Annotated in this window: 19 protein-coding genes; 8 read left to right on the top strand and 11 right to left on the bottom strand. The window is 68.5% G+C overall.

The window, feature by feature from the left end; translation table 11 throughout:
• Nucleotides 1-16: 16 nt before the first annotated feature.
• Complete coding sequence (locus tag A8G18_RS14360) at nt 17-3,760, top strand: multifunctional oxoglutarate decarboxylase/oxoglutarate dehydrogenase thiamine pyrophosphate-binding subunit/dihydrolipoyllysine-residue succinyltransferase subunit (RefSeq protein WP_084421811.1); 3,744 nt, start codon at nt 17-19, stop codon at nt 3,758-3,760.
• 169 nt (nt 3,761-3,929) lie between these two features.
• Nucleotides 3,930-5,723 (top strand): thiamine pyrophosphate-requiring protein, encoded by a 1,794-nt coding sequence (locus A8G18_RS14365; RefSeq protein ID WP_064064405.1) that lies wholly within the window; start codon nt 3,930-3,932, stop codon nt 5,721-5,723.
• Here the strand turns inward: A8G18_RS14365 and A8G18_RS14370 are convergent.
• On the bottom strand, nt 5,680-6,357 hold the full coding sequence (locus A8G18_RS14370; RefSeq protein WP_064064406.1) for a TetR/AcrR family transcriptional regulator: 678 nt from the start codon (nt 6,355-6,357) through the stop codon (nt 5,680-5,682). The genes A8G18_RS14365 and A8G18_RS14370 overlap by 44 nt on opposite strands.
• Nucleotides 6,358-6,427: 70 nt before the next feature.
• Here A8G18_RS14370 and A8G18_RS14375 point away from each other — a divergent pair, with 70 nt between their 5' ends.
• Genes A8G18_RS14375 through A8G18_RS14385 form a run of 3 tightly spaced genes read left to right on the top strand, consistent with a single transcriptional unit; the run spans nt 6,428 to nt 9,734 of the window.
• Complete coding sequence (locus A8G18_RS14375) at nt 6,428-7,990, top strand: flavin-containing monooxygenase (protein ID WP_064064407.1); 1,563 nt, start codon at nt 6,428-6,430, stop codon at nt 7,988-7,990.
• Complete coding sequence (locus tag A8G18_RS14380; protein ID WP_064064408.1) at nt 7,987-8,814, top strand: SDR family NAD(P)-dependent oxidoreductase; 828 nt, start codon at nt 7,987-7,989, stop codon at nt 8,812-8,814. Before A8G18_RS14375 ends, A8G18_RS14380 begins: the two co-directional genes overlap by 4 nt.
• A gap of 8 nt (nt 8,815-8,822) precedes the next feature.
• A complete protein-coding gene (locus A8G18_RS14385) occupies nt 8,823-9,734 on the top strand; it encodes an alpha/beta hydrolase fold domain-containing protein (protein ID WP_064064409.1) in 912 nt (303 codons plus the stop codon).
• Nucleotides 9,735-9,751: 17 nt separating this feature from the next.
• Here A8G18_RS14385 and A8G18_RS14390 read toward each other — a convergent pair whose 3' ends face one another.
• From A8G18_RS14390 to A8G18_RS14405, 4 genes are all read right to left on the bottom strand, one after another.
• Nucleotides 9,752-10,702 (bottom strand): glycine betaine ABC transporter substrate-binding protein, encoded by a 951-nt coding sequence (locus A8G18_RS14390; RefSeq protein WP_064064410.1) that lies wholly within the window; start codon nt 10,700-10,702, stop codon nt 9,752-9,754.
• A 146-nt stretch (nt 10,703-10,848) separates the two neighbouring features.
• Nucleotides 10,849-12,042 (bottom strand): NAD(P)-dependent malic enzyme, encoded by a 1,194-nt coding sequence (locus tag A8G18_RS14395; protein ID WP_026003143.1) that lies wholly within the window; start codon nt 12,040-12,042, stop codon nt 10,849-10,851.
• A 469-nt stretch (nt 12,043-12,511) separates the two neighbouring features.
• Nucleotides 12,512-12,934, bottom strand: coding sequence for a hypothetical protein (locus A8G18_RS14400; protein ID WP_064064411.1), 423 nt, complete (start codon nt 12,932-12,934; stop codon nt 12,512-12,514).
• Nucleotides 12,931-13,785, bottom strand: a complete 855-nt coding sequence (locus A8G18_RS14405; RefSeq protein ID WP_064064412.1) for a PHP domain-containing protein — start codon at nt 13,783-13,785, stop codon at nt 12,931-12,933. Before A8G18_RS14405 ends, A8G18_RS14400 begins: the two co-directional genes overlap by 4 nt.
• Nucleotides 13,786-13,866: 81 nt before the next feature.
• Here A8G18_RS14405 and A8G18_RS14410 point away from each other — a divergent pair, with 81 nt between their 5' ends.
• Nucleotides 13,867-14,922: a magnesium and cobalt transport protein CorA gene (locus tag A8G18_RS14410; RefSeq protein WP_064064444.1), complete on the top strand. Its 1,056-nt coding sequence runs from the start codon at nt 13,867-13,869 to the stop codon at nt 14,920-14,922.
• Nucleotides 14,919-16,727 carry a hypothetical protein gene (locus A8G18_RS14415; protein ID WP_064064413.1) on the top strand — a complete coding sequence of 603 codons (1,809 nt, stop codon included), beginning with the start codon at nt 14,919-14,921 and terminating at the stop codon, nt 16,725-16,727. The genes A8G18_RS14410 and A8G18_RS14415 overlap by 4 nt, the downstream gene beginning before the upstream one ends.
• Before the next feature lie 12 nt (nt 16,728-16,739).
• Here the strand turns inward: A8G18_RS14415 and A8G18_RS14420 are convergent, their stop codons facing one another.
• Nucleotides 16,740-17,849, bottom strand: a complete 1,110-nt coding sequence (locus tag A8G18_RS14420) for a winged helix DNA-binding domain-containing protein (RefSeq protein ID WP_064064414.1) — start codon at nt 17,847-17,849, stop codon at nt 16,740-16,742.
• Nucleotides 17,846-18,436: a suppressor of fused domain protein gene (locus A8G18_RS14425; RefSeq protein ID WP_064064415.1), complete on the bottom strand. Its 591-nt coding sequence runs from the start codon at nt 18,434-18,436 to the stop codon at nt 17,846-17,848. The genes A8G18_RS14420 and A8G18_RS14425 overlap by 4 nt, the downstream gene beginning before the upstream one ends.
• Before the next feature lie 73 nt (nt 18,437-18,509).
• Here A8G18_RS14425 and A8G18_RS14430 point away from each other — a divergent pair, with 73 nt between their 5' ends.
• Nucleotides 18,510-19,355 (top strand): hypothetical protein, encoded by an 846-nt coding sequence (locus A8G18_RS14430; protein ID WP_064064416.1) that lies wholly within the window; start codon nt 18,510-18,512, stop codon nt 19,353-19,355.
• A 61-nt stretch (nt 19,356-19,416) separates the two neighbouring features.
• On the opposite strand, the gene A8G18_RS14435 is transcribed toward A8G18_RS14430, so the two are convergent.
• Genes A8G18_RS14435 through A8G18_RS14450 form a run of 4 tightly spaced genes read right to left on the bottom strand, consistent with a single transcriptional unit; the run spans nt 19,417 to nt 23,724 of the window.
• Nucleotides 19,417-20,583 carry an ABC transporter ATP-binding protein gene (locus A8G18_RS14435; protein ID WP_064064445.1) on the bottom strand — a complete coding sequence of 389 codons (1,167 nt, stop codon included), beginning with the start codon at nt 20,581-20,583 and terminating at the stop codon, nt 19,417-19,419.
• A 5-nt stretch (nt 20,584-20,588) separates the two neighbouring features.
• Nucleotides 20,589-21,419: a carbohydrate ABC transporter permease gene (locus A8G18_RS14440; protein WP_064064417.1), complete on the bottom strand. Its 831-nt coding sequence runs from the start codon at nt 21,417-21,419 to the stop codon at nt 20,589-20,591.
• Nucleotides 21,419-22,306, bottom strand: coding sequence for a carbohydrate ABC transporter permease (locus A8G18_RS14445; protein WP_172506148.1), 888 nt, complete (start codon nt 22,304-22,306; stop codon nt 21,419-21,421). Before A8G18_RS14445 ends, A8G18_RS14440 begins: the two co-directional genes overlap by 1 nt.
• A 59-nt stretch (nt 22,307-22,365) precedes the next feature.
• Complete coding sequence (locus A8G18_RS14450; RefSeq protein ID WP_064064419.1) at nt 22,366-23,724, bottom strand: ABC transporter substrate-binding protein; 1,359 nt, start codon at nt 23,722-23,724, stop codon at nt 22,366-22,368.
• Nucleotides 23,725-23,797: the final 73 nt, after the last annotated feature.

Here is a 23,797-nt window from a genome sequence, read left to right on the forward strand (position 1 = left end):
GAGGCGAACAACTGCCGTGAGCAGCAGCTCTACATCACAGTTCGGACAGAACCAGTGGTTGGTTGACGAGATGTACCAGCGCTTCCAGGACGACCCTTCGTCCGTGGACGCGAGTTGGCACGAATTTCTGACCGACTATTCGCCGGAAGCTGCGGTGGCCGGAGGTACCAACGGCTCCGACACCGCCACGACCGAGAAGCCCGCGCCGAGCACCGCATCTGCGCCGAGTTCCTCCGCTTCGGCCCCCACCGAGCCCGCACCGAAGGCCCAGGCCGCGCCGGCGAAGCCCGCACCGAAGGCCGAGACCAAGCCTGCAACCCAGCCGAAGGCCCAGGCCGCGCCGGCGAAGCCGGCCCCGAAGCCGGCAGCTGCCCCGTCGGCCCCGGCCGCCGAGGAGAAGAAGGTTCTGCGCGGCGCCGCTGCTGCCGTTGCGAAGAACATGAACGCCTCGCTGTCGATCCCGACGGCCACCAGTGTTCGCGCGGTCCCCGCGAAGTTGATGTTCGACAACCGCATCGTCATCAACAACCATCTCGCCCGCACCCGGGGCGGCAAGGTCTCGTTCACCCACATCCTCGGTTACGCGATCGTCCAGGCGGTCAAGGCGTTCCCGAACATGAACAACCACTTCGCCGAGATCGACGGCAAGCCGAACCTGGTCGTGCCGCAGCACACCAACCTCGGTCTCGCCATCGACCTGCCGGGCAAGAACGGCCAGCGTTCGCTCGTGGTGGCCGCCATCAAGAACTGCGAGACGATGAACTTCGCGCAGTTCTATTCGGCCTACGAGGACATCGTGCGCCGCGCCCGCGACGGCAAGCTCACCGGCGACGACTTCTCGGGTGTCACGATCTCGCTGACCAACCCGGGCGGCATCGGCACCGTGCACTCGGTTCCGCGTCTGATGCAGGGCCAGGGCGCGATCATCGGCGCCGGTGCGATGGAGTACCCCGCCGAGTTCCAGGGCGCGTCCGACGAGCGGATCGCCGAGATGGGGATCGGCAAGCTGCTGACGCTCACCTCCACCTACGACCACCGCGTGATCCAGGGCGCGGAGTCGGGTGAGTTCCTGAAGAAGATCCACGAGCTGCTCATCAGCGACGACTTCTACGACGGCGTCTTCCACACCCTGCACATCCCCTACGAGCCGGTCCGCTGGCGCAAGGACGTGCCGGAAGGCCTCGTCGACAAGCACACCCGTGTGCTCGAGCTCATCGCCGCCTACCGCAGCCGCGGCCACCTCATGGCCGACACCGATCCGTTGCAGTTCGTGCGCGACAAGTTCCGCTCGCATCCCGACCTCGACGTCACGACCCACGACCTGACACTGTGGGATCTCGATCGCGAGTTCAACGTCGGCGGCTTCCACGGCCGCCAGAAGATGAAGCTGCGCGACGTGCTGTCGGTGCTGCGCGACGCGTACTGCCGCCACGTCGGTGTCGAGTACACCCACATCCTCGAGCCCGAGCAGCAGCAGTGGCTGCAGGAGCGCGTCGAGGCGCACCACGTCAAGCCGACGGTCGCCCAGCAGAAGTACATCCTGAGCCGCCTCAACGCCGCCGAGGCGTTCGAGACGTTCCTGCAGACCAAGTACGTCGGTCAGAAGCGCTTCTCGCTCGAGGGCGCCGAATCGGTCATCCCGATGATGGACGCGATCATCGACCAGGCCGCCGAGCACACGCTCGACGAGGTCGCCATCGCGATGCCGCACCGTGGCCGCCTGAACGTGCTCGCCAACATCGTCGGCAAGCCGTACTCGCAGATCTTCTCCGAGTTCGAGGGCAACCTGAACCCGGCCGCAGCTCACGGTTCCGGCGACGTGAAGTACCACCTCGGTGCCGAGGGCACCTACATCCAGATGTTCGGCGACAACGACATCAAGGTCTCGCTCACCGCGAACCCCTCGCACCTCGAGGCGGTCAACCCGGTGCTCGAGGGCCTCGTCCGCGCCAAGCAGGACATCCTCGACAAGGGCGAGGACGGCTTCACCGTCCTGCCGCTGCTGCTGCACGGCGACGCTGCGTTCGCCGGTCAGGGTGTCGTGGCGGAGACCCTCAACCTCGCACTGCTGCGCGGCTACCGCACCGGCGGCACCGTGCACATCGTCGTCAACAACCAGGTGGGCTTCACCACCGCGCCGGAGCACTCGCGTTCGTCCGAGTACTGCACCGACGTGGCGAAGATGATCGGTGCGCCGATCTTCCACGTCAACGGCGACGATCCCGAGGCCTGCGTGTGGGTCGCGAAGCTCGCCGTGGACTTCCGCGAGAAGTTCCACAAGGACGTCGTCATCGACATGATCTGCTACCGCCGTCGCGGTCACAACGAGGGCGACGACCCGTCGATGACCCAGCCCGCGATGTACGACGTGATCGACACCAAGCGCAGCGTCCGCAAGAGCTACACCGAGGCCCTGATCGGCCGCGGCGACATCTCGCTCAAGGAAGCGGAAGACGCCCTGCGCGACTACCAGGGACAGCTCGAACGCGTCTTCAACGAAGTCCGCGAACTCGAGAAGTACCAGCCGGAGCCGTCGGAGTCGGTCGAGCTCGACCAGACCCCGCCCAAGCGTCTCGACACCTCCGTCGACCGTTCGGTGCTCGAGCGGATCGGCGACGCCTTCGCCGAGGCACCCGAGGGCTTCACCGTCCACCCGCGCGTCAAGCCGGTGCTCGAGAAGCGTCGCGAGATGTCGCGCAACGGCAAGATCGACTGGGCGTTCGCCGAGTTGCTCGCGTTCGGTTCGCTGGCCGAGGAAGGCGCCCTGGTGCGTCTGGCCGGTCAGGACTCGCGTCGCGGCACGTTCACGCAGCGCCACTCGGTCATCATCGACCGCAAGACCGGCGACGAGTACAGCCCGCTGGCTTCGCTGGCCACTCAGGCCGGCAACGGCGGTCGCTTCATGGTCTACGACTCGGCGCTGACCGAGTTCGCGGGTCTGGGCTTCGAGTACGGCTACTCGGTGGGCAACCCCGACGCGCTCGTGCTGTGGGAGGCGCAGTTCGGCGACTTCGTCAACGGCGCGCAGTCCATCATCGACGAGTTCATCTCGTCCGGTGAGGCCAAGTGGGGGCAGCTCTCCGACGTCGTGCTGCTGCTGCCGCACGGCCACGAGGGCCAGGGTCCCGACCACACCTCGGGTCGCATCGAGCGCTGGTTGCAGCTGTGCGCCGAGGGCTCGATGACGGTCGCGGTTCCGTCGACCCCGGCGAGCTACTTCCACCTGCTGCGTCGTCACCATCTCGACGGCATCCGGCGCCCGCTGGTGGTGTTCACGCCGAAGTCGATGCTGCGCAACAAGGCCGCGGTCAGCAACGTCGAGGACTTCACGCAGGGCAAGTTCCGCTCGCTGCTCGAAGAGGTTCCCTACGAGGAGGGCACGGCCGACCGGTCGAAGGCCACCCGCGTGCTGCTGACCTCCGGCAAGATCTACTGGGAACTGCTGGCGAAGAAGCAGAAGGAAGGTCGTGACGACGTCGCGATCGTGCGCATCGAGCAGCTGTACCCGGTGCCGCGTCGTCGCATCGCCGAGACCCTCGAGCAGTACCCGAACGCGTCCGAGTTCTTCTGGGTGCAGGAGGAGCCGGCGAACCAGGGTGCGTGGCCGTTCCTCGGCCTCGCCCTGCCGGAACTGCTGCCCGAGAAGCTCAGCGGGATCAAGCGCGTGTCGCGTCGTGCGATGTCGGCACCGTCGTCCGGTTCGAGCAAGGTCCACGCTGTCGAGCAGCAGGAGATCCTCGAGAAGGCCTTCGGTCGCTAGAAGCCCCGTTTCGGACCCTTCGGGCCCGTGACGGTTCTCATGTGAGCCGGGTCGATTCGTCCCCCTTCAGGGGCGATCGACCCGGCTCACGCCTTTTCCGGGGTGTTTCGGCCCGGACGTGACGGGCACCCTTCCGGAGACCCCGATCGCGTCCTGTGAGGAGCTACCGATGGCGAACCGGACCGTGGCCGACTACCTGTTGCACCGCCTGCGCGAATGGGGGGTGGACCACGTCTTCGGCTATCCCGGGGACGGCATCAACGGGATTCTCGCCGCCTGGACCCGCACCGGCAACGATCCGGTCTTCGTGCAGTCGCGGCACGAGGAGATGAGTGCCTTCGAGGCGGTCGGCTACGCGAAGTTCACGGGCAGGCCCGGGGTGTGCATGGCGACCTCCGGCCCCGGTGCGATCCATCTGCTCAACGGCCTCTACGACGCGAAACTCGACCACGTGCCGGTGGTGGCGATCGTGGGTCAGACCGACCGCTCGGCGATGGGCGGGTCGTACCAGCAGGAAGTGGACCTGCACACGCTGTACAAGGATGTGGCGTCGGCCTTCGTGGAGACGGTCACGGTGCCCGAGCAGTTGCCCAACGTCCTCGACCGGGCGATGCGCACCGCCATCGCGTACCGCACGCCGACGGCGGTGATCATCCACGGCGACGTGCAGGAACTCGAGTACTCCCCGCCCGGCCACGAGTTCAAGATGGTGCCGTCGAGCATCGGTTTCGACCGGCCCCGCGTCGCGCCGGACGACGACGCGATCGCACGTGCCGCCGACGTACTCAACGCGGGGAACAAGGTCGCGATGCTCGTCGGCAGCGGTGCTCGCGGCGCCCGGGCGCAACTCGAGCAGGTCGCGGATCTGCTCGGCGCGGGGGTGGCGAAGGCCCTGCTGGGCAAGGACGTGCTGCCCGACGACCTGCCGTGGGTCACCGGATCGATCGGGCTGCTGGGAACCCGCCCCACCCACGAGATGATGACGGAGTGCGACACCCTGCTCATCGTCGGCTCGAGTCTCCCCTACAGCCAGTTCCTTCCGGAATACGAGCAGGCACGCAGCGTGCAGATCGACATCGACGCGCGCATGATCGGGATGCGCTATCCGAACGAGGTCAACCTCGTTGCCGATGCCGCGGCGGCGCTCGACGCGCTCATCCCCCTGCTGCAGCGCAAACAGGACCGTTCGTGGCGCGAGCGCATCGAGCAGAACGTGCAGCGCTGGTGGCAGATCATGGGGCAGCAGGCCGAGGTGGAGACGGAGTTCGTCAACCCGCTGCGGATGTTCGCCGAGGCCTCACCGCGGCTGCCCGACAACGCGATCGTCACCGCCGATTCGGGTTCGGCCGCCAACTGGTATGCGCGCCAACTGCGGTTCCGCGGCGACATGCGCGGTTCGCTGTCGGGCACCCTCGCGACGATGGGACCGGCCGTGCCGTACGGAATCGGCGCGAAGTTCGGGCACCCCGACCGTCCGGTGATCGCCTTCGCCGGCGACGGTGCGATGCAGATGAACGGCATGGCCGAACTGATCACCATCCAGCGGTACCGGCAGCAGTGGGGGGACCCGCGGCTCGTCGTCGCGATCATCCACAACAATGATCTCAACCAGGTGACCTGGGAAATGCGCGCGATGGGCGGGGCACCGAAATTCGCGGAGTCCCAGTCGCTTCCGGACGTCGACTACGCCGCCTTCGCGCGCAGCCTCGGGCTGGGCGGCGAAACCGTGAAGTCCCCGGACGAGATGGGCCCGGCCTGGGATCGCGCCCTGGCTGCGGATCGTCCGACGGTGCTCGACGTGTACACCGATCCGGACATGCCGCCGATCCCGCCGCACGCGACGTGGGAACAGTTCACCGACGTCGCCAAGGCCGTCCTGTCCGGTGACGAGAACCGTTGGGGCTTCGTGAAACAGGGCGTCAAGACGAAGCTGCAGGAGTACCTTCCCGGGCACGACCGCTGAGATCGCCCCCGGCGTGATCCTGGAGCGAATGTGCGGCCAGGGCCACGCCGGACAGCGCAGCGATGGCCAGCTCGACGAACTCGTCGCGGGTGAGTTCGGGGTCGCGCAGCCACGCGATGGTCGTGTCCTCGACGAAGGCCACCCACCCACGGACCGCGAGTCGCACGGCAGGGGCCGGTTCGATCCCGATGGCGGGCAGGTGCGCGACGGTCCGCTCGACCATCGCCGTGCGGGTGTCCTCGAACGCCGCGCGCATGTCGGGATCGCCGCTGGTGGCGCCGCGCAGGATCGACACGTACATGTCGCGGCGCCGGGTGACGTAGTCGACGTACGCGACGAGCGTGCCCCGCAGCATCTCGACGGGTTCGAGGTCCTCGTCCGGCGCGGTGTACTCGACGAGGTCCCGGCCGACACACCGCACGAGTTCGACGTGAAAGTCGTGCTTCGAGGCGAAGTAGTGGAACAGCAGGCCCTTCGAGACCCCGGCCCGGTCGGCGACCTCCTCCACGGAGATCTGCTCGAGCGGCCGCTCGGCGAGCAACTCGAGCCCCTGTCCGATCAGCTGGGCCCGGCGTTGCGCGGGACCGAGGCGGGTCCGGCGGGGTTCGGGACTGTCTTCTGCCACGCCCCCCATGCAAACACCGTTATTGAATTATGGTCAACAAGTGTTGACCAGGTCACTGGAACGCTCTAGCCTCAAGTACATGAGTCTTCCGGTTACAGATACCGTCGCCGACGCGAAGATCCGTCAGGTCGACACGCTGATCATCGGCAGCGGGTTCGCCGGGCTCGGTGCAGCCATCCGACTGTCGCAGGCAGGCAAGGACTTCCTCGTACTCGAACGCGCGTCCGAGGTCGGCGGCACCTGGCGCGACAACACCTACCCCGGCGCCGCGTGCGACGTGCCGTCGAATCTCTACTCCTACTCCTTCGCCCTCAACCCGGGCTGGACGCGCTCGTTCTCGCCGCAACCGGAGATCCAGGAGTACATCCGCTCCGTCGCCGACCGGTACGACGTCCGGCGCCGCACCGTCTTCGGATGCGACGTGCAGTCGGCCCGCTGGAACACCGCGACGCACCGCTGGGACGTGTCCACCACACGCGGGCGGTACAGCGCCAAGGTCATGATCTCCGCGGTGGGCGCACTGTGCGAGCCGTCGCTGCCCGACATCGAGGGCATTGCCGGCTTCGAAGGCGAGATCTTCCATTCGGCCCGGTGGAACCACGACGCCGATCTCGCCGGCAAGCGGGTCGCTGTCATCGGCACCGGAGCCTCCGCCATCCAGATCGTGCCGGCCATCGCGGGCACCGTCGGACACCTCGACGTCTACCAGCGCACGGCACCGTGGATCCTTCCCCGCTTCGACCGCGAGTACACCGCGCCCGAGCGATTCGCCTTCCGGTACATCCCCGGCTTCCAGCGCCTCTCGCGCGCCCTGCAGTACACCGCCCGTGAGACCCAGGTCGTGGGCCTGGCCAAGGCACAGGCCTTCATGAAGCCGCTCGAACTCGCCGCGCGCCTCCAGGTCCGCCGGCAGATCCGCGACAAGGAACTGCGACGGAAGGTCACGCCGAACTACGGCATCGGCTGCAAGCGCATGCTGATCTCGAACAACTACTACCCCGCGCTCGACCGGCCGAACGTCGACCTCGTCACCGACGGCATCGCCCGCGTCACCCCGCGCGGCATCGTCACGAAAGACGGCACCGAACGCGAGGTCGATGCGATCGTCGTCGCGACCGGCTTCCACGTCACCGATTCCCCGACCTTCGCCGGTATCTTCGGCAAGGACGGCCGTTCACTGGCCGAGGTCTTCGACGAGACCGGCATGCAGGGGTACAAGGGCAGCTCGGTCGCCGGTTTCCCCAACCTGTTCTTCCTCGTCGGCCCGAACACCGGACTCGGCCACACCTCGATGGTGTACATGATCGAGTCGCAGCTCGGCTACGTCGTCGACGCGATCCGCACGATCGACCGCAATCGCATCGGCACGGTCGAGGTCCGCGAGGACGTGCAGGACGAGTACAACCGCGAGCTGCAGCGCGCGATGCGCTCGAGCGTGTGGAACAACGGCGGGTGTGCGAGCTGGTATCTCGACAAGCACGGCAACAACACCACGCTGTGGCCGGGATTCACCTTCGAATTCCGTCGCATCACAAGGCGATTCGACCTCGACGCGTACCGCAGCGTTGCCGGGTCGGATCTCCCCGTCGCCACCGACCGTCCCGCGCAGGAGCGCACGTCCCGAGAGGCAGCAGTTCGATGAGTGATGTCGCAGGCCGGGTCGTGGTCGTCACGGGAGCGGGTTCCGGGATCGGGCGGGCCCTCGTGCTCGCCCTCGCCGCCGAGGGCGCCCGACTGGCGATCTCGGACGTCGACACCGCCGGACTCGAGGAGACCGCCCGTCGCGCACGGGATCTCGGCGCCGAGGTGAAGGCCGACCATCTCGACGTCACCCAGCGGGAGAAGGTCCTCGAGTACGCCGAGCAGGTCGCCGCCCACTTCGGTGCGGTCCACCAGGTGTACAACAACGCGGGCATCGCCTATCACGGCGACCTCGAGCGCACCGAGTTCAAGGACATCGAGCGCGTGATGGACGTCGACTTCTGGGGAGTCGTCAACGGCACCAAGGCTTTCCTGCCGTACCTCATCGCGTCCGGTGACGGCCACCTGATCAACGTCTCGAGCCTGTTCGGGCTGCTGAGCATCCCGGGCCAGGCGGCATACAACTCGGCGAAGTTCGCGGTGCGCGGCTTCACGGAGGCGGTGCGGCAGGAGATGCTCGTCGCCCGGCATCCCGTGCAGGTCACGTGCGTGCATCCCGGTGGCATCAAGACCGCGATCGCGCGCAACGCCGCCGTCCCGGACGGCGACGACCAGGCGACCTTCGCGGAGTTCTTCGACCGCAAGCTCGCGCGCACGACCCCCGAGGACGCGGCGAAGACCATCCTCGCCGGTGTGCGGAAGAACAAGGCCCGCGTACTCGTCGGCGCCGACGCGAAGCTTCTCGATGCCTTCGTCCGTGTGGCCGGACCGGCCTATCAGCGTGTCGTCGCCACCGTGACCTCCCGGGTCGTGCCGAAGGGATAGGCTGCGGCATGCCTCCGACACCCCAGTTGTCACCGCGGGTGGCGCGTACCGCGCTGCGGCCTCTCTTCCGTGCCCTGCTGTCACCGCGCTGGTCGTTCGCCACGCAACGCCGGCTGCTCGACCTCGCCGCGCCGTTGCAGTTCCTCCCGAAGGACACCGTGGTGCGCCCGATCCGTCTGGCGGGACGCCCCGCCGAGCGGATCACCGTGGGCGCCACCGAGCGAACCACCGCGATCCTGTACCTGCACGGCGGCGCGTACACCGGTGGATCGCTCGCCACGCACCGCTCACTCGCGGCGCATCTCGCCGCGGCGGCGGAGTCGGCCGTGTACGTCCTCGACTACCGGCTCGCTCCCGAGCATCCCTATCCGGCGGCGCCGAACGACGCCGAAGCGGCCTATCTCGAACTCGTCGGCGAGCACGGCTTCGAGGTGTCGGGCACCGCGATCGCCGGCGACTCCGCCGGCGGTGGCCTCGCGGCGGCCACCGCGCGCCGGCTCATCGACCGGCACGCGATCACCCCGCCCGCGCTCGGGTTGCTGTCGCCGTGGACCGATCCGGCCGCCCGCGACCTGCCCGACGTGAACGACGTCGTCCTCAACAAGGGTTGGGTGTACTCCTCGGCCGAGGCGTATCTGGCCGGGGGCGATCCCACCGATCCCGGTTACGCGCCCATGCACGCCGATCCCACGGGGCTGCCGCCGACGCTCATCCAGGTGGGCACCGCGGAGATGTTCTACCCGCAGGTCCGGCGGTACGCCGAGAAACTCCGGACGGCGGGCGTCGACGTCACGTTCGTCGCGCAGCCCGAATTGTGGCACGTCGCGCCGTTGCAGGCGTCGCTCGTTCCCGAGGCCGCCGCGGCGATCAGCGACTTCGGTGTGTTCCTCCGGCAGCGGATGGGCACCCGCACGGGCTGAGCACCGGGCGTCCGCGATCAGCTGTGTTCGGCGAGCCATTCCTCGGCGACGGACCGGGGATCCTCGCCGGCGTCGAGTCGCGCGCGCAGTTCGGTGAGATCGCTCGTCGTCAGCTCTCCGGCGATGGTCCGCAACGCGTCGAGCTGCGCCTCGTCGAGGGTGCCCTTGCGGAAGACCGGGACGACGTTCTGGGCGGGCAGTACCGGTACCGGGGCGTCGTCTGCCTTCGTGTCGTCCTGCGGGGCGCGGTCGGGTGCGTCGGGCACGGTGCTCACAGGCGAATCCGCATCGATCTCCGCGAGAGCGGGTGACGTCGTGGTGGTTCCGACGACGGTACCGGGTTCGGATGCGACGGCGACCGACTGCGCATCCTCGATCCGCCGTACCTCGCGCGGACGGCAGCCGGCGCGTTCGAGCGCGTCGAGTCCACCCGCGGAGCCGAAGTCCTCGGTCAGCGCGAACGTCAGCTCGGGGCACCGGTCGACGAGGTCGGCCACCCGGCTCACCGACCACTGCGCGAGCCGTTCGCGGTCGGCGAGCAGAACCGCGCGGTCCTGCGCCGACGCGTAATCGGAGATGGTCAGCTCGTCGGGCAGCGCCCGCGCGAGCGCCTCGAAGACGTCCTCTGCGTCGGTGGAGTCGGAACCCGGGTCGTAGGACGCGAGCAGACGTCCCGTGTAACCGGGGATCAGTGTGAGCTCGGCGGCGTCGAGTGCTGCGGGCGGATCGGCGACGCCGGAGCGCACCTGTACGTCGATCCCGCTGCCGCGCAGGGCTCCTGTGTACAGGTGCGCGAGCAGCTCCTCGTCGGGTCGCTCCCCCGCGCCGACGATCACCGTCGCCGACGGCGCCGCCCCGTCGAGGACGGGCGACGCGCATCCCTGGAGCACGGCCGCCACCGCGCATGCGGTGAGCACTGTCGCCGCGACCGGCCGGGTCGGTCTCGATTCGTTCGCCACGGCGGCCATTGTCGCCCACCGGGCTCCTGCCACCCGCGCCTGCCCACCCCCGGCCTCCCCGGACTCCCAACCGACAGGACGCCGAACGCCCCGGTCCGGAACCCTTGTGCGGTTCGGATCGGGGCGTTCGGTGCGATCTCGCCGGGAGCGAATCCCTAGTCGGCGACACCTTCGGCCTTCGCCGCGGCCGCGACGGCCTCGGCGACGGCGGGTGCCACACGCGGATCGAGCGGGCTCGGGACGATCTTGTCCGCGGCCAGTTCGTCACCGACGACCGAGAGGATGGCCTCGGCGGCGGCGAGTTTCATGCCCTCGGTGATGCGGCGGGCACCGGCGTCGAGCGCCCCCTTGAACACACCGGGGAAAGCCAGCACGTTGTTGATCTGGTTCGGGAAGTCGCTGCGACCCGTCGCGACGATCGCGGCGTGCTTGTGGGCGATGTCGGGGTGGATCTCCGGATCCGGGTTCGACATCGCGAAGATGATGGAGTCGTCGGCCATCGTCGCGACGATCTCCTCGGGCACGGTGCCCGACGACACGCCGAGGTAGACGTCGGCGCCGTCGAGCGCCTCGGTGATGCCGCCCTTGCGGCCCTCGGGGTTGGTGCGGGCGGCCAGGTCGGTCTTGATCTCGCCGAGATCGGTGCGGTCGGCGGAGATGATGCCCTTCGAATCGAGCACCACCACGTCACGCGCACCGGCGGCGAGCAGGATGTTGGTGCACGCCACGCCGGCAGCGCCGGCGCCGGAGATCACGATGCGCAGGTCGGCGATGTCGCGTCCCTGCACCTTCAGCGCGCCCTTGAGTGCGGCCAGGGCGACGATCGCGGTTCCGTGCTGGTCGTCGTGCATGACGGGGCAGTCGAGCGCCTCGATGACGCGCTTCTCGATCTCGAAGCAGCGCGGGGCGGAGATGTCCTCGAGGTTGACGGCACCGAAGGACGGACGCAGCCGGACGAGGGTCTCGACGATCTCGTCGGGATCGGTGGTGTCGAGCACCAGCGGAATGGAGTTCAGGCCGGCGAACTTCTTGAACAGCGCCGACTTGCCCTCCATCACGGGCAGCGAGGCGCGGGCGCCGATGTTGCCGAGACCGAGGACCGCGGTGCCGTCGGACACGACGACGACCAGGCGGTTCGTCCAGGTGTACCGGTCGACCAGGGTCTCGTCGGCAGCGATGGCGCGGCAGACCCGGGCGACACCGGGGGTGTACGCGATGGACAGATCGCGCTGGTTCTCGAGCGGCGCGGTCAACTCGACCGAGAGCTTGCCGTCGACGTGACCCGAGAAGATCTCCTCGTCCGTCAACTCGAGCTTCTGAGGGGTAGGTGCATCAGACACAATTGACACGATGACACTCCTGCGTGTGCCGAGTCGACCTCTGGACTCGGTGGCTGCGAAAACACCGCAGTCCCATGCATTTCACATCGATCCATGCATCGAGTCTGCAGCGCTTCGCCAAGGACATTGGTTGAAGCTTCCGGGCGCGATCACGACTGCCGCTGTACAAGGTTGTACGGCTTCCGGAACGTGATGGAGCCGGGGCGGGTGGCCCTGGCATCGAGCCCTGGGTGATCGAGCCCCGGGTGGGTCTGCCATCCTTCGTCCGAGTCCGGGGTATTCCGGCTTTCGGATTGCCGTAAGTTTGCCACCTTCGCAGAGGAACAATCAAATCGGCATCGATTGCGAAGGTCTCACGGTTTTGTCGTCTCACCTGTGAGTTTACGTGCCGGGACCACGGCCCCGACGGCACATCGACACGAATTTCCGCAGTTACACGACGGCTACCGGCGGGTAGCGGTGATGGCACTCGGAGCCGTCATCCCCACCACTGGGTGAGCAACAGAATCGATGCAGTGAAGATCACCACAGCACTCGACAGGAGAGCCGCGCCACCGGACCGGCGATCCGCCGTCACCTGCGCGATCAGGGCCACGAGCGAGGCAACGACGTGCGCGGCCACCGCGGTGGTCCCCGGACCGGGAAAACCGCGGTCGCCGGCCAGGTACTGGGCCCCGCACACCACGGCGGTCAGGACCAGCACCGCACCACACACCACACCCGAGATCGCGCGCGCGGCGCGGACCGGCAGGCTCGACCGGCGCGGCGATGCGACGTCGTAGGGATAGGAGTGGTACCCGTCGTCCACGTAGTACGGCTCGTCGTACTCACTGGCGTAGTAGTTTTCGTCGTTCCACGACCCGTGCCCCTCGTCCGGGTATCGCGCACCCCGCCGCCTCATCCCGCGATCACCTCCACGCCGGTCGCGCGGTCGAGCAGCGCCTCGTAGGCCGCCGGAGCGGTGGTGAAACTGCCGAGCCTCACGTCCTTGTTGTCGCCGTGATAGTCGGACGATCCCGTGACGACCACCCCGAGCGACCGTGCGAGATCGTGCATCGTCCGCACGTCCTGCTCACTGTGGTCGGGATGATCGGCCTCGACACCGCCGAGTCCGAGTTCGGCGAGTTCCTCGATGTGATCGAGCGCGAGGAGCCGCCCGCGAGAACGCGCCCGGGCGTGCGCCACCACCGGCACACCGCCCGCGGCCGTCACCATCTTCACCGCGTCGACGAGCGGGGTGTCGGCCTTCGGTACGTAGTAGCGACCGCGCGGGGACAACAGCTCGGTGAAGGCATCGGCGACCGTGGGCACCACACCGGCGGCGACGAGCGCCCGCGCCAGATGTGGCCGGCCCGCGGCCGGACCCGCCTCGGCGAGCACCGCGTCGACGTCGATCGGCAGACCGTCGGCAGCCATCCGCACACCCATGGCCCGGATCCGCGACACCCGTTCGCCCCGGAGCCGCTCGAGTTCGGCCACGAACACCGGGTCGTGCGGGTCGAACAGATAGGCCAGCAGGTGCACGGCGACCGGGGCGCCGTCCTCTCCGCGACCCGTGCAGGACATCTCCATCCCCCGGACGAGACGCAACCCCGCCGGCAGAGCCGTCGCGGCCTCGTCCCACCCCGCGGTCGTGTCGTGATCGGTCAGGGCCACCACGTCCAGACCCGCCCGGGCCGCGGCGCGGACCAGGTCGGCAGGAGCGTCGGTACCGTCCGATGCGGTCGAATGGGTGTGGAGATCGATACGCACGCCCCCAGTCTGTCAGGTCGGCGGGCTAGCATGACGACGCGACCGGCCGCGCCGCAGCGGCATGCCGTGAGGAAGGACAACATGCCGCACCAGCCTTCTCGTGCCCCTCGTCGCGGCCCCACTCCCCCGGCACTCACCGAACGAGCGGTGATCGACTGCGCGGTCTATGTCGACGGGCACCGGCTGCCCGGCCGCTACACCCACACCGAGGCGGTCGCAGAGGTGCACCGGCGCGGCACCGGATTCGTGTGGCTCGGGCTGCACCATCCCGACGAACGGCAGATGGCGAGCGTCGCACATACCTTCGGACTCCACGAACTGATGGTCGAGGACGCCGTCCACGCCCATCAGAGACCGAAACTCGAGCGTTACGACAACGTGCTGTTCCTGGTGCTGCGCACCGTCAGCTACATCGAGCACGAGTCGGTGGCGACCACCAAGGACATCGTCGAGACCGGCGAGATCATGTTGTTCACGGGCCCCGACTTCATCGTGAGCGTGCGGCACGGCGACCATTCGGAACTGTCGCAGGTGCGCAAGCGCCTCGAGCGGGATCCCGACCGTCTGGCCCGCGGTCCGGCGGCCGTGCTCCACGCGATCGCCGACCACGTGGTCGACTCCTATCTCGCCGTCACGACGGCCGTACAGCCCGACGTCGACGACATCGAAGAGCTCGTGTTCACCCCCGACACGCGGATCGCGGTCGACCAGATCTACATGCTCAAGCGCGAGATCGTGCAGTTGCGCCGGGCCGTCGTTCCGCTCGCCGAACCGCTGCAACAGCTCATCCGGGCGCCGGGCAACCCGATCCCGAAGGACGTCCGACGATACTTCCGCGACGTCGCCGACCACCACACGACGGTGTCCGACCGCATCGCCGCCTTCGACGAAACGCTCGGCACGCTGCTCGACGCGGCGATCGCGAAGGTCACCGTGCAGCAGAACACCGACATGCGCAAGATCTCCGCGTGGGTCGCGATCGCCGCCGTTCCGACGATGATCGCCGGGATCTACGGCATGAACTTCGATCGCATGCCGGAACTGCACTGGGAGTACGGCTACTACGTCGTGCTCGCCGCGATCGTCACGATCACCGTGGGACTGTTCGTCACCTTCAGGCGCAACAACTGGTTGTGACGACCGAACTCGACAGCTCTGCGACGCCCACCACACGGCCGGCGCGATCGCCGCGGCGCCACGTGCTCGTCGTCGCCCTCGTGCTGATCCTGTTGCAGACGATCCTCCGGACCGTGGTGGCCGCGACCGGCGAGTTCTACTGGGACGACCTGATCCTCGTCGGCCGGGCGGGGTCGTATCCGCTGCTGTCCGACGCATTCCTGCGGTACGACCACGACGGTCACCTGATGCCCGCCGCCTTCCTCGTAGCGGGGATCGCCACGGCCGTCGCGCCGTTGGCATGGTGGCCGGCGGCGGCCTCGCTCGTGATCGGGCAGTTGCTCGCATCGCTGGCGGTGCTACGGGTGCTCTGGTTGCTGCTCGGTCCGCGACGCGCCCTGTGGGGACCGCTGCTGTTCTACCTCCTCACCCCGCTGACCCTGCCGGCCTTCGCCTGGTGGGCCGCCGCGCTCAACGCGCTGCCACTGCAGGCAGCGCTGGCCTGGGTCGCGGGAGATGCGCTGCAGTACAGCAGGACCGGGCGACGACGCCATCTCGTGAGCGCACTCGTCGTCACCGTGGTTGCCCTGCTGTTCTTCGAGAAGTCCGTCCTCGTTCCGTTCGCCGCCTTCGCGACGGTCGCGCTCGCGTCCCACGTCGACGGACTCGCGCGACCGGTCCGCCGCACCTGGGCGCGGGCGCGCCCGCTGTGGCTCGCGTCGGCGGCCGTGCTGGTCGGCTGGGCGCTCTGTTACACGGCGGTGGTCGAATCCCGGTTCGGAGTTCCGCCGTGGTCGATGGTGGCCGGGTTGACCCATCACGGGCTGTCCTACGGGCTGCTGCCGTCGCTGCTGGGTGGTCCGTGGGGGTGGGAGCGGTGGAACCCGAGCCCGCCGTGGGCCGATCCCCCGGTCGTGCTCGTCGTCGTCGGGTGGTTCGCCGTCGCACTCGCGGCGGGGTGGAGTGTGCGCCGGCGCCGGCGGACGGGCCCGGTGTGGATCGCGGTGACCGCCTACGTGCTGGCGTCGCTCGCGGCGATGATCAGTACCCGCTTCGGCCCGGAGACCACCTACGAACTCGCACGCACACTGCGCTACTTCGCCGACTCGGCCGTGGTCGTCGCGATCGCCGCGGCGCTGGTCCTGCGCGCCCCGCGGCGGGGCACGACGAGCCACCCTCGCGCCGTTCGTGCGACCGCCTGGACCTGCGCGGCCGTGTTCACCGCCGGCTCGCTGTGGTCGACCGTCACGTTCGCGCGCAGCTGGTCGGACAACCCGACCGGCGACTATCTCGGGGCGGCGAAGGCTGCGCTGACCGCCCGGCCCGACGACACCGTGCTCGACCATCCGGTGTCGGTGTGGATCCTGCTGCCGGTCACCTATCCGCACAACCTGGTGGGATCCGTCTTCTCCGCGCTGCCGGACCGGTCCGACGTCCGCGATTACACGACCGACCTGTGGGTCCTCGACGATCGCGGACACCGCGCACCCGCCGAGCTGCTGCCGCTGCGGTCCGTCCCGCCCGGTCCCGAGCCGGACTGCGGCCGTCTCGTCACCGCCGACGCCGTCACGGCCCTTCCGCTCGACTCCCCCGCGGGCGACTGGGAATGGACGGTGCAGGTGAACTACCGGGCGTCCGCCGACGGCACGATCGATCTCGGTTTCCCCGGCCACGACTCCGTCACGGTTCCCGTCACCGAAGGGCTCGGCACGGTGTACGTCCGCGTCTCCGGAGACGGGTCGGCGTTGCAGGCGCGCTCGTCCACACCCGGCACCACCGTGTGTCTCGGTGGCGGATCGCTCGGGGTCGTCGTCCCGCAGGGCTGACAGCCGAGCGGCTCAGGCCGTGTCCAGGATCCGCACGTCGTGCGTGTCGGCCCCCGGAGCCGCGAAGTTCAGCAGGCGCATGCCTTCGGCCTCGAGCGCCGACCGGCCGGACGCGGTGATCGTCCGCCACGGCGTCATCTCCACGGTGGCGGTGGTCCGGCCGTTCATCACGCGGGCACTGCCCGCGACCGTGCCACCGACGAGAAGCAACGGCGCGATGATCCCGTTCCGCGTCATGATCCGCGTGCGGTCCTCATCCGAGACGAATCGGGTGCGATCGGAATGCGAGAGCAGCACGTTGTCGAACGGCGCGAGGATGCGCACCGGGGCAGGGATCGACGGGTCGGGTCGCGGCGCGTCGGGAAGGTCGAACAGTTCCGCCCCGCGCTCGTCCCGGAACACCACGAGCTGTGGGCGGAGCCGATCGACGATCTCGCCGAGCCGGGTCAGGCCGCACCAGGCCTGTGCGTCCTGGACACTCGCGGGACCGAAGGCGGCCAGATACCGCAGGATCAGCCGATCGGGACCGGGAAGCACGGGCGGCGGGCCCACGTACTCGTCGAGGTGCGCCAGGCGCGGCTGTCCGGATCGCCCCCACAGCCCGCGCGGCGGCACCTGCACGAGCGGGAGCAGGCACCGCACCGCATGGGACAACGCGGCCGGATCCTGATCCGGGAACCGTTCGGCGAGCAGCGGGCGCAGTTCGGCCTGACTCCTCGGAGTGCCCGCCAGCAGCTCCCGGGCAACCGACACGAGCGCGGTCCTGTCGAGACCGTCGAGCCCGGCCCGGTGAGCCCTGTTCGCGTCGACACCCCGGTCGAGCACCGGTTGCACCCACGGACGCAGCGCGTGCGCGTCGGCGCCGGAGACCGCGAACACCGTGCCGCGCATCAACGCGATCCGGACCACCGCACGCGACTCCAGCAGGTCCGACAACGCCTCGGGCCGGAAATTCCGTATGCGGGTCCACAGGGCGAAATACGGTGCGAGCGGTGCCTGGGCCTGCAGTCCCAGCAGGTGCTCGATCATCGTCAGGGCATCCGTGCTGCTCCGTCGCAGCAGGTGCTGGCGGGCGAGCGTGGCGCGTCCGAGCGCGCGGTCGGTGAGAACCGGGGCGGTCACAGACGTGCTTGCGCCCGGCGCGGGTCGCTCAGGTCGATGCCTGCTTCCTCCCACGCCTCGCGCAGCGCCCCGGTTCCCTTCAGCCGCTTCCATGCCGCTTCGGTACCGGTGATCGGGCGGGCCTCGAAGAAGTGGACCGGGTCGGAGGGCTCGGGCAGTTCCAGCGACGGCACGTCGGCCGTCTCGAGCAACACCGCGGTGAACGGAGCGCCCGGCCACAGCGGCTCACCGAGATCGAGCAGCGCGTCGTCGGTGAGGACCACGCCCTCCACGGCGGGCAGCGCAGCGAGCACCGCGAGCGTGCGATGGGCCCCGGCGGTGATGCCCTCGTTGTCGCGCAGGCTCAGCAGCAGTTCGGCGCGTGGTCCGCGCGTCGGGTCGGCCACCATGTCGGTCGGATCGCCCATCGGATGCCGCGAGCACCCCAGAGTGGCGTACCGCAGGAGCTCTGCACCACGGAAGCGGAGGACCTCGATCGGTTCGAGACCGAGGAAGGTCACCGACGCCGATTCCGGCTCCGGATCCCCCGGCACGGTCAGATGCTCGGCGAGGTGGCTGCGAACTGCGGGGAGTACTGCGTCGGTCACTCCTGCAATGTAACCCCCGCCCCGCACATGCGGTTCCCACCCGCACCTCCGCACTGCCCGGTACCGTCGAAGCGTGGCTCGCGACACCGGTTTTCCGGTCTCCGACGCCGGTGACGATTTCGCCCGGCAACGCCGGCGCGCCGAGTACGCCCGGCTGATCGCATGGCTGCGCCGCGAACCGGCCGACATCAACACCGTGCTGCCCTTCGACGACGTCGTCGCCGCACTCGGACGCCTCGGCGAACGACGACTCGGGCTGCAGATCATCGAGGTCGCCTCGATCGTGGGCAGCGTCGACCGCGCAGACGATTTCGACCGCCGTTTCCGCCCCACCTCGGCACGCCTGCGCGCCCGGTGGGAACGCATCGCGGCCGCGCGGCGGCGCGGCGAGGCCATGCCCCCGATCTCCGTGTACCGGGTGGGACCGATGCATTTCGTGCAGGACGGGCACCACCGTGTGTCCATCGCCTACGCGCAGGGCGACCGCACCATCGACGCCTACGTCACCGAGATCACCACGAAGGTGCCCGCGGAGGGCATCACCGCCCGTCCCGATCTCGTGCGCAAGGACCACTTCAGGATGTTTCTCGGCCGCGTTCCCCTGCACGGCGCGGCCCAGGACACGATCCGCGTGTCCGACCCGTGGGGATACGCCGAACTGGCCGAGGCCGTCGAGGCGTGGGGTTTCCGCTCGATGCAGGATCTCGGCGAGTACCTCACCCGCGAGGAGGTCGCGCGGCGCTGGTACGAGGAGGAATTCGTCCCCGTCGTCGCGATGGCCCGGGAAGCGGGGATGTTGCGCTCACGCACCGACGCCGAGGTGTACCTGTGGATCGCGAGCGAACGCTACCGCCTGGTGCGGCGGCACGTGTGGAGCGAGGAGATCGTCGACGAACTCCGGACCCGCGCGCCCCGCTGACCGACGAGTTCGGTGGATCCGACCCCGTATCGCGGGGGCGGAGCCACCGAAGTCCGTCTTGTCAGAGGGTGACGTTCGCTCCGGTGTCCTGATCGAACAGCGCGATCTTCGCCGGGTCGAACCACAACTGCACGGTCCTGCCCTTCGCGGCCTGCGACTCCACGGACAACCGCGCGACCAGCGATTCCGCCGACATGTCGGCGCCCGCGTCGGCGGCGAGTTCGTCGAGATCCTTCGACTGCACGCCCGGCCCCTCGGCCGTGAAGTACGCGAACTTGTCGGATCCCATGGACTCGAGCACGTCGACCTCCGCGGAGAAGGTCACGCCCGCTTCCCGCTGGGTCGGGTCGAGCAGGTCGGCATCTTCGAAGTGCTCCGGACGGATACCGACGACCACCTCGCGCGACGGATTGTTGCGGCGCACGACCTCCCACCGCTCGTCGGGAAGCCGGAACTCCCCGAACGAGGTACGGACCGAACCGTTCTCGATCTGTCCCGGAACGAAGTTCATCGACGGCGACCCGATGAAGCCGGCGACGAACAGGTTCTTCGGGTGGTCGTACAGGTCCTGCGGCGCGCCGACCTGCTGCACGAGCCCGCCGCGCATCACGACGACGCGGTCGCCGAGCGTCATCGCCTCGGTCTGGTCGTGGGTGACGTACACCGTCGTGGTGCCGAGACGTTTCTGCAGGCGCGCGATCTCGGTGCGCATCTGCACGCGCAGTTTGGCGTCGAGGTTCGACAGCGGTTCGTCCATGAGGAAGGCCTTGGGGCTGCGCACGATCGCACGTCCCATGGCCACGCGTTGCCGCTGACCGCCCGACAGGTTGGCGGGCTTCCGGTCGAGATGCTGTGTGAGGTCGAGGATCCGGGCCGCTTCGTCGACTTTTCGGGTGATCTCGTCCTTGGGCACCTTCGCGAGGGTGAGCGGGAAGGCGATGTTGTCGCGTACCGACATGTGCGGATACAGCGCGTAGGACTGGAAGACCATCGCGATGTCGCGGTCCTTCGGCGCCCGCTCGTTCACCCGCTCCCCCGCGATGCGCAGTTCGCCGTCGGAGATGTCCTCGAGACCGGCGATCATGTTGAGCGTGGTGGACTTTCCGCAGCCCGACGGGCCGACGAGAATGATGAACTCGCCGTCGGAGATCTCGAGATCCACGTCGCTGACGGCTTTCGCGCCGTCCGGATATTCCTTCGTCACCTTGTCGAGCACGATCTCGGCCACGGTAGTCACCCCTTCACTGCGCCGGAGGTCAGTCCGGCCACGATTCGACGTTGGAAGATCAGGACGAACACGATGATCGGAATCGTGATGACCACGGCGGCCGCCGCGATCGATCCGGTCGGTTCCTCGAACTGCGATGCGCCCGTGAAGTTCGCGATCGCGGCCGGCGCGGTGATGGACCGCTCGGTGGAGGTCAGCGAGATCGCGAACAGCAGGTCGTTCCAGCAGAAGATGAACACCAGGATCGCCGCCGTGATGATGCCCGGAGCCGCGAGCGGAGCCACCACCTTGCGGAACGCCTGGCCCGGTGTCGCGCCGTCCATCTTGGCGGCCTTCTCGAGCTCCCACGGGATCTCCTTGAAGAAGGCCGACAGGGTGTAGATCGCGAGCGGCAGCGAGAAGGTGATGTACGGCAGGATCAGCGCCGCCCACGTGTCGAACAGTCCGAGTCCGCGCATGATCTCGAACAGCGGGCTGACGAGGGAGATCTGGGGGAACATCGCGATGAGCAGTGCCACTCCCACCAGGAGCTTCTTACCGGGGAAATCGAGCCGGGCGATCGCGTAGGCCGCCATCGTCCCGAGGAGCACGGCGATGACGGTGGCGATCAGGCCGATACCGATGGAGTTGATCAGGGCGCTGGTGAACGCGTCGGTGCGGAAGATCCCGCGGTAGTTGTCGAGTGTCCACTGCTGCGGGATGAAGCGACCGTCCTGGATGGTGCCGGGCGGTTTGAACGACAGGCTCGCGATCCACAGCACCGGAACGAGTGCGTAGAGCAGGACGACGAGGTTCACCGCCGACCACGACAGGGTCCGTTTCCTGGTCTCGGCCATCATCGGCCCCCTTCGTCCGAGCCGGGTGCGGACGCACCGAACAACGTGATGAACACGAACGCGATGATCGCGACGCACAGGAAGATCAGGACGCTGATCGCCGATCCGATCCCGAGGTTGAAGGCCCGGAACAGGTTGTCGTAACCGAGGATCGACACCGACCCGGTGCCGTTGGAACCGCGGGTGAGGACGTAGATGTTGTCGAAGATGCGGAAGGCGTCGAGTGTGCGGAAGAGCAGGGCCACCAGGATCGCCGGTTTCATCAACGGCACGATGATGCGCACCAGGCGCGTCCACGCGCCGGCGCCGTCGACCTGCGCGGCCTTGAGCAGATCGTCGGGGACGAGCGCGAGACCGGCGAGGAGCAGCAACGCCATGAACGGCGTGGTCTTCCACACCTCGGCGAGCACGATGATCGCCAGGGACGGGATCTGGTCGGTGAGTGGGGCACTGCCGTCGGGGAGCAGATTCGCGAGATAGCCCGTGCCCGGGGTCCACGCGTAGTACCAGCTGTACGCGGCGGCGACGGTGACGATGCCGTACGGGATCAGCACCACCGTGCGCACGACGCCCTTCCCGACGATGGTGCGGTGCATGACCAGTGCGATCGCCAGGCCGAGCACGAACTCGATCGCGACGGAGACGAGGGTGACGAGCGAGGTGACGATGAAGGCCTGCCACCAGAATCCGTCGCTCAGCACCGCGACGTAGTTGGACAGTCCGACGAAGCGGCGTTCGTCGGGGAAACGCAGATCGTAGCGTTGCAGGCTGAGCCAGACGGCGTAGCCCACCGGGTAGGCCGTCACGGCGAGCATCACGATCGCCGCGGGTGCGACGAGCATGAGGCCGAGGCGGCGTTCGGCTTTCTTCCCCTCGGACAGCGCCACTTTCGTCCTGGGCGACGATTCCTCTGGGGTCTCGTCGGTCGGCTTCGATTCGACGGCGGTCACGGGATCAGTCCTTCCGAGTTGACCGCCTTGCGCACCTGCTCGGCGAGTTCCTCGACGGTGCGGGGCGGATCGATCTGGTCGACCGGGTTGAGGGTGGCGGTCACCAGTGTCGAAATGCTCTGGTAGGCAGGTGAAGCGGGACGCACCGCGGCGTTCTCGAGACCGGCGCGGACCTCGCGCCAGGCCGGATAGGCCTCCTGGAAGGCCGGATCGTCGTAGAGCGCCGCGAGTGTCGGCGGGACACCGCCACCGATGGCGTTGTTGCGCTGGTTCTCCTCGTTGCGCAGGCACTGCATCGCTTCGAACGCGAGATCCGGGTGGGTGCTCGTACGGGCGACGCCGATGTTGAAACCGCCGATGGTGACCTGGGCGGGCTCACCGGGGATCACCGAAGGATACGGTGCGGGAAGGAAATTCTGTTCCCCGTCGACGGTCAGGACCGTGTTCCCGGTGTCCCGCGAGGTGACGTTGCCGTTGTCGTCGACGAACGGGAGAGCATCCTTGTTCTCGATGATGCCCGGGAGCACGAACGGCCAGTTCACCTGGAACGCCGTGCGCCCGCTCTCCATGCCGAGGCGGACGGCCGCCTCGTCGGCCTGGTTCAGGGAAGGATCGGCGCCGGGCGCCGTCGCGACGCGCTTCATGATGTCGAGCGCGGTCACCGCCGCGTCGTTGTCGGTGAGCGTGACGGTGACCCCGTCCTCACCGACCACCGAGCCTCCGGCACTCGAGAGCAGGGTGTTGAACCACACCATGAGTCCCTCGTACTGCCGGCCCTGCACACCGATCCACGACGGGCGGCCCTCCTCGGCGAGTCCGCTCGCGATGCCGATCATCTCGTCCCACGTCTCCGGAGGTTTCCCGTCCGGCATGAGATCCTTTCGGTACCAGAGCAACTGGGTGTTGGTGTTGAGCGGGGCGGCGTACAGCCGGTCCTTCCAGGTCGCCGATTCGAGCGGGCCCTCGAGGGTGCCCTCGGAGACCGCGGCGGCCACGTCGTCGGGCAGCGGCAGCGCCCATCCGGCCTCGGCGAACTCGGCCGTCCACACGACGTCGAGGGTCATCAGGTCCAGACCCGGATCGTTGCCGGTCAGCCGCCTCGCCAACTGCAGTCGCTGGTCGTCGGCGTTCTTCGGAAGTGTCCTCTGCTCCACCCGATACCGGCCCCCGGCCGCGGCCGTACACGCTTCCGCGGCCTGCGCGTACTGCTCGGCACCGTCGGCGGCCGTGTAGAAGGACAGGACCACGCCCTCCTCGTCGCTGCCGCACGCGGCCAGACCCGATGCCAGGAGCACCGCGGCCGCAGAAGCCGTGACCGCCCGGCTCACCCGCCGTCTCGTGCGCGTTCGTCTCATGCGCGACTCCGCTCCATCGGGGACCCTCGTGATCCGACGATAACGCCCGTACCGGCCAGCCGTAGCAAAACGA

This window comes from Rhodococcus gordoniae, assembly GCF_001646655.1.
In the GTDB taxonomy this organism is placed as follows: Bacteria; Actinomycetota; Actinomycetes; order Mycobacteriales; family Mycobacteriaceae; genus Rhodococcus; species Rhodococcus gordoniae.

What these genes read in the sequence shown, in the direction of transcription:
- A8G18_RS14365 (WP_064064405.1), top strand. Translation starts at nt 3,930, where the DNA reads ATGGCGAACCGGACCGTGGCCGACTACCTGTTGCACCGCCTGCGCGAA.
- A8G18_RS14370 (WP_064064406.1), bottom strand. Translation starts at nt 6,357, where the DNA reads ATGGGGGGCGTGGCAGAAGACAGTCCCGAACCCCGCCGGACCCGCCTC.
- A8G18_RS14375 (WP_064064407.1), top strand. Translation starts at nt 6,428, where the DNA reads ATGAGTCTTCCGGTTACAGATACCGTCGCCGACGCGAAGATCCGTCAG.
- A8G18_RS14380 (WP_064064408.1), top strand. Translation starts at nt 7,987, where the DNA reads ATGAGTGATGTCGCAGGCCGGGTCGTGGTCGTCACGGGAGCGGGTTCC.
- A8G18_RS14385 (WP_064064409.1), top strand. Translation starts at nt 8,823, where the DNA reads ATGCCTCCGACACCCCAGTTGTCACCGCGGGTGGCGCGTACCGCGCTG.
- A8G18_RS14390 (WP_064064410.1), bottom strand. Translation starts at nt 10,702, where the DNA reads ATGGCCGCCGTGGCGAACGAATCGAGACCGACCCGGCCGGTCGCGGCG.
- A8G18_RS14400 (WP_064064411.1), bottom strand. Translation starts at nt 12,934, where the DNA reads ATGAGGCGGCGGGGTGCGCGATACCCGGACGAGGGGCACGGGTCGTGG.
- A8G18_RS14410 (WP_064064444.1), top strand. Translation starts at nt 13,867, where the DNA reads ATGCCGCACCAGCCTTCTCGTGCCCCTCGTCGCGGCCCCACTCCCCCG.
- A8G18_RS14440 (WP_064064417.1), bottom strand. Translation starts at nt 21,419, where the DNA reads ATGGCCGAGACCAGGAAACGGACCCTGTCGTGGTCGGCGGTGAACCTC.
- A8G18_RS14450 (WP_064064419.1), bottom strand. Translation starts at nt 23,724, where the DNA reads ATGAGACGAACGCGCACGAGACGGCGGGTGAGCCGGGCGGTCACGGCT.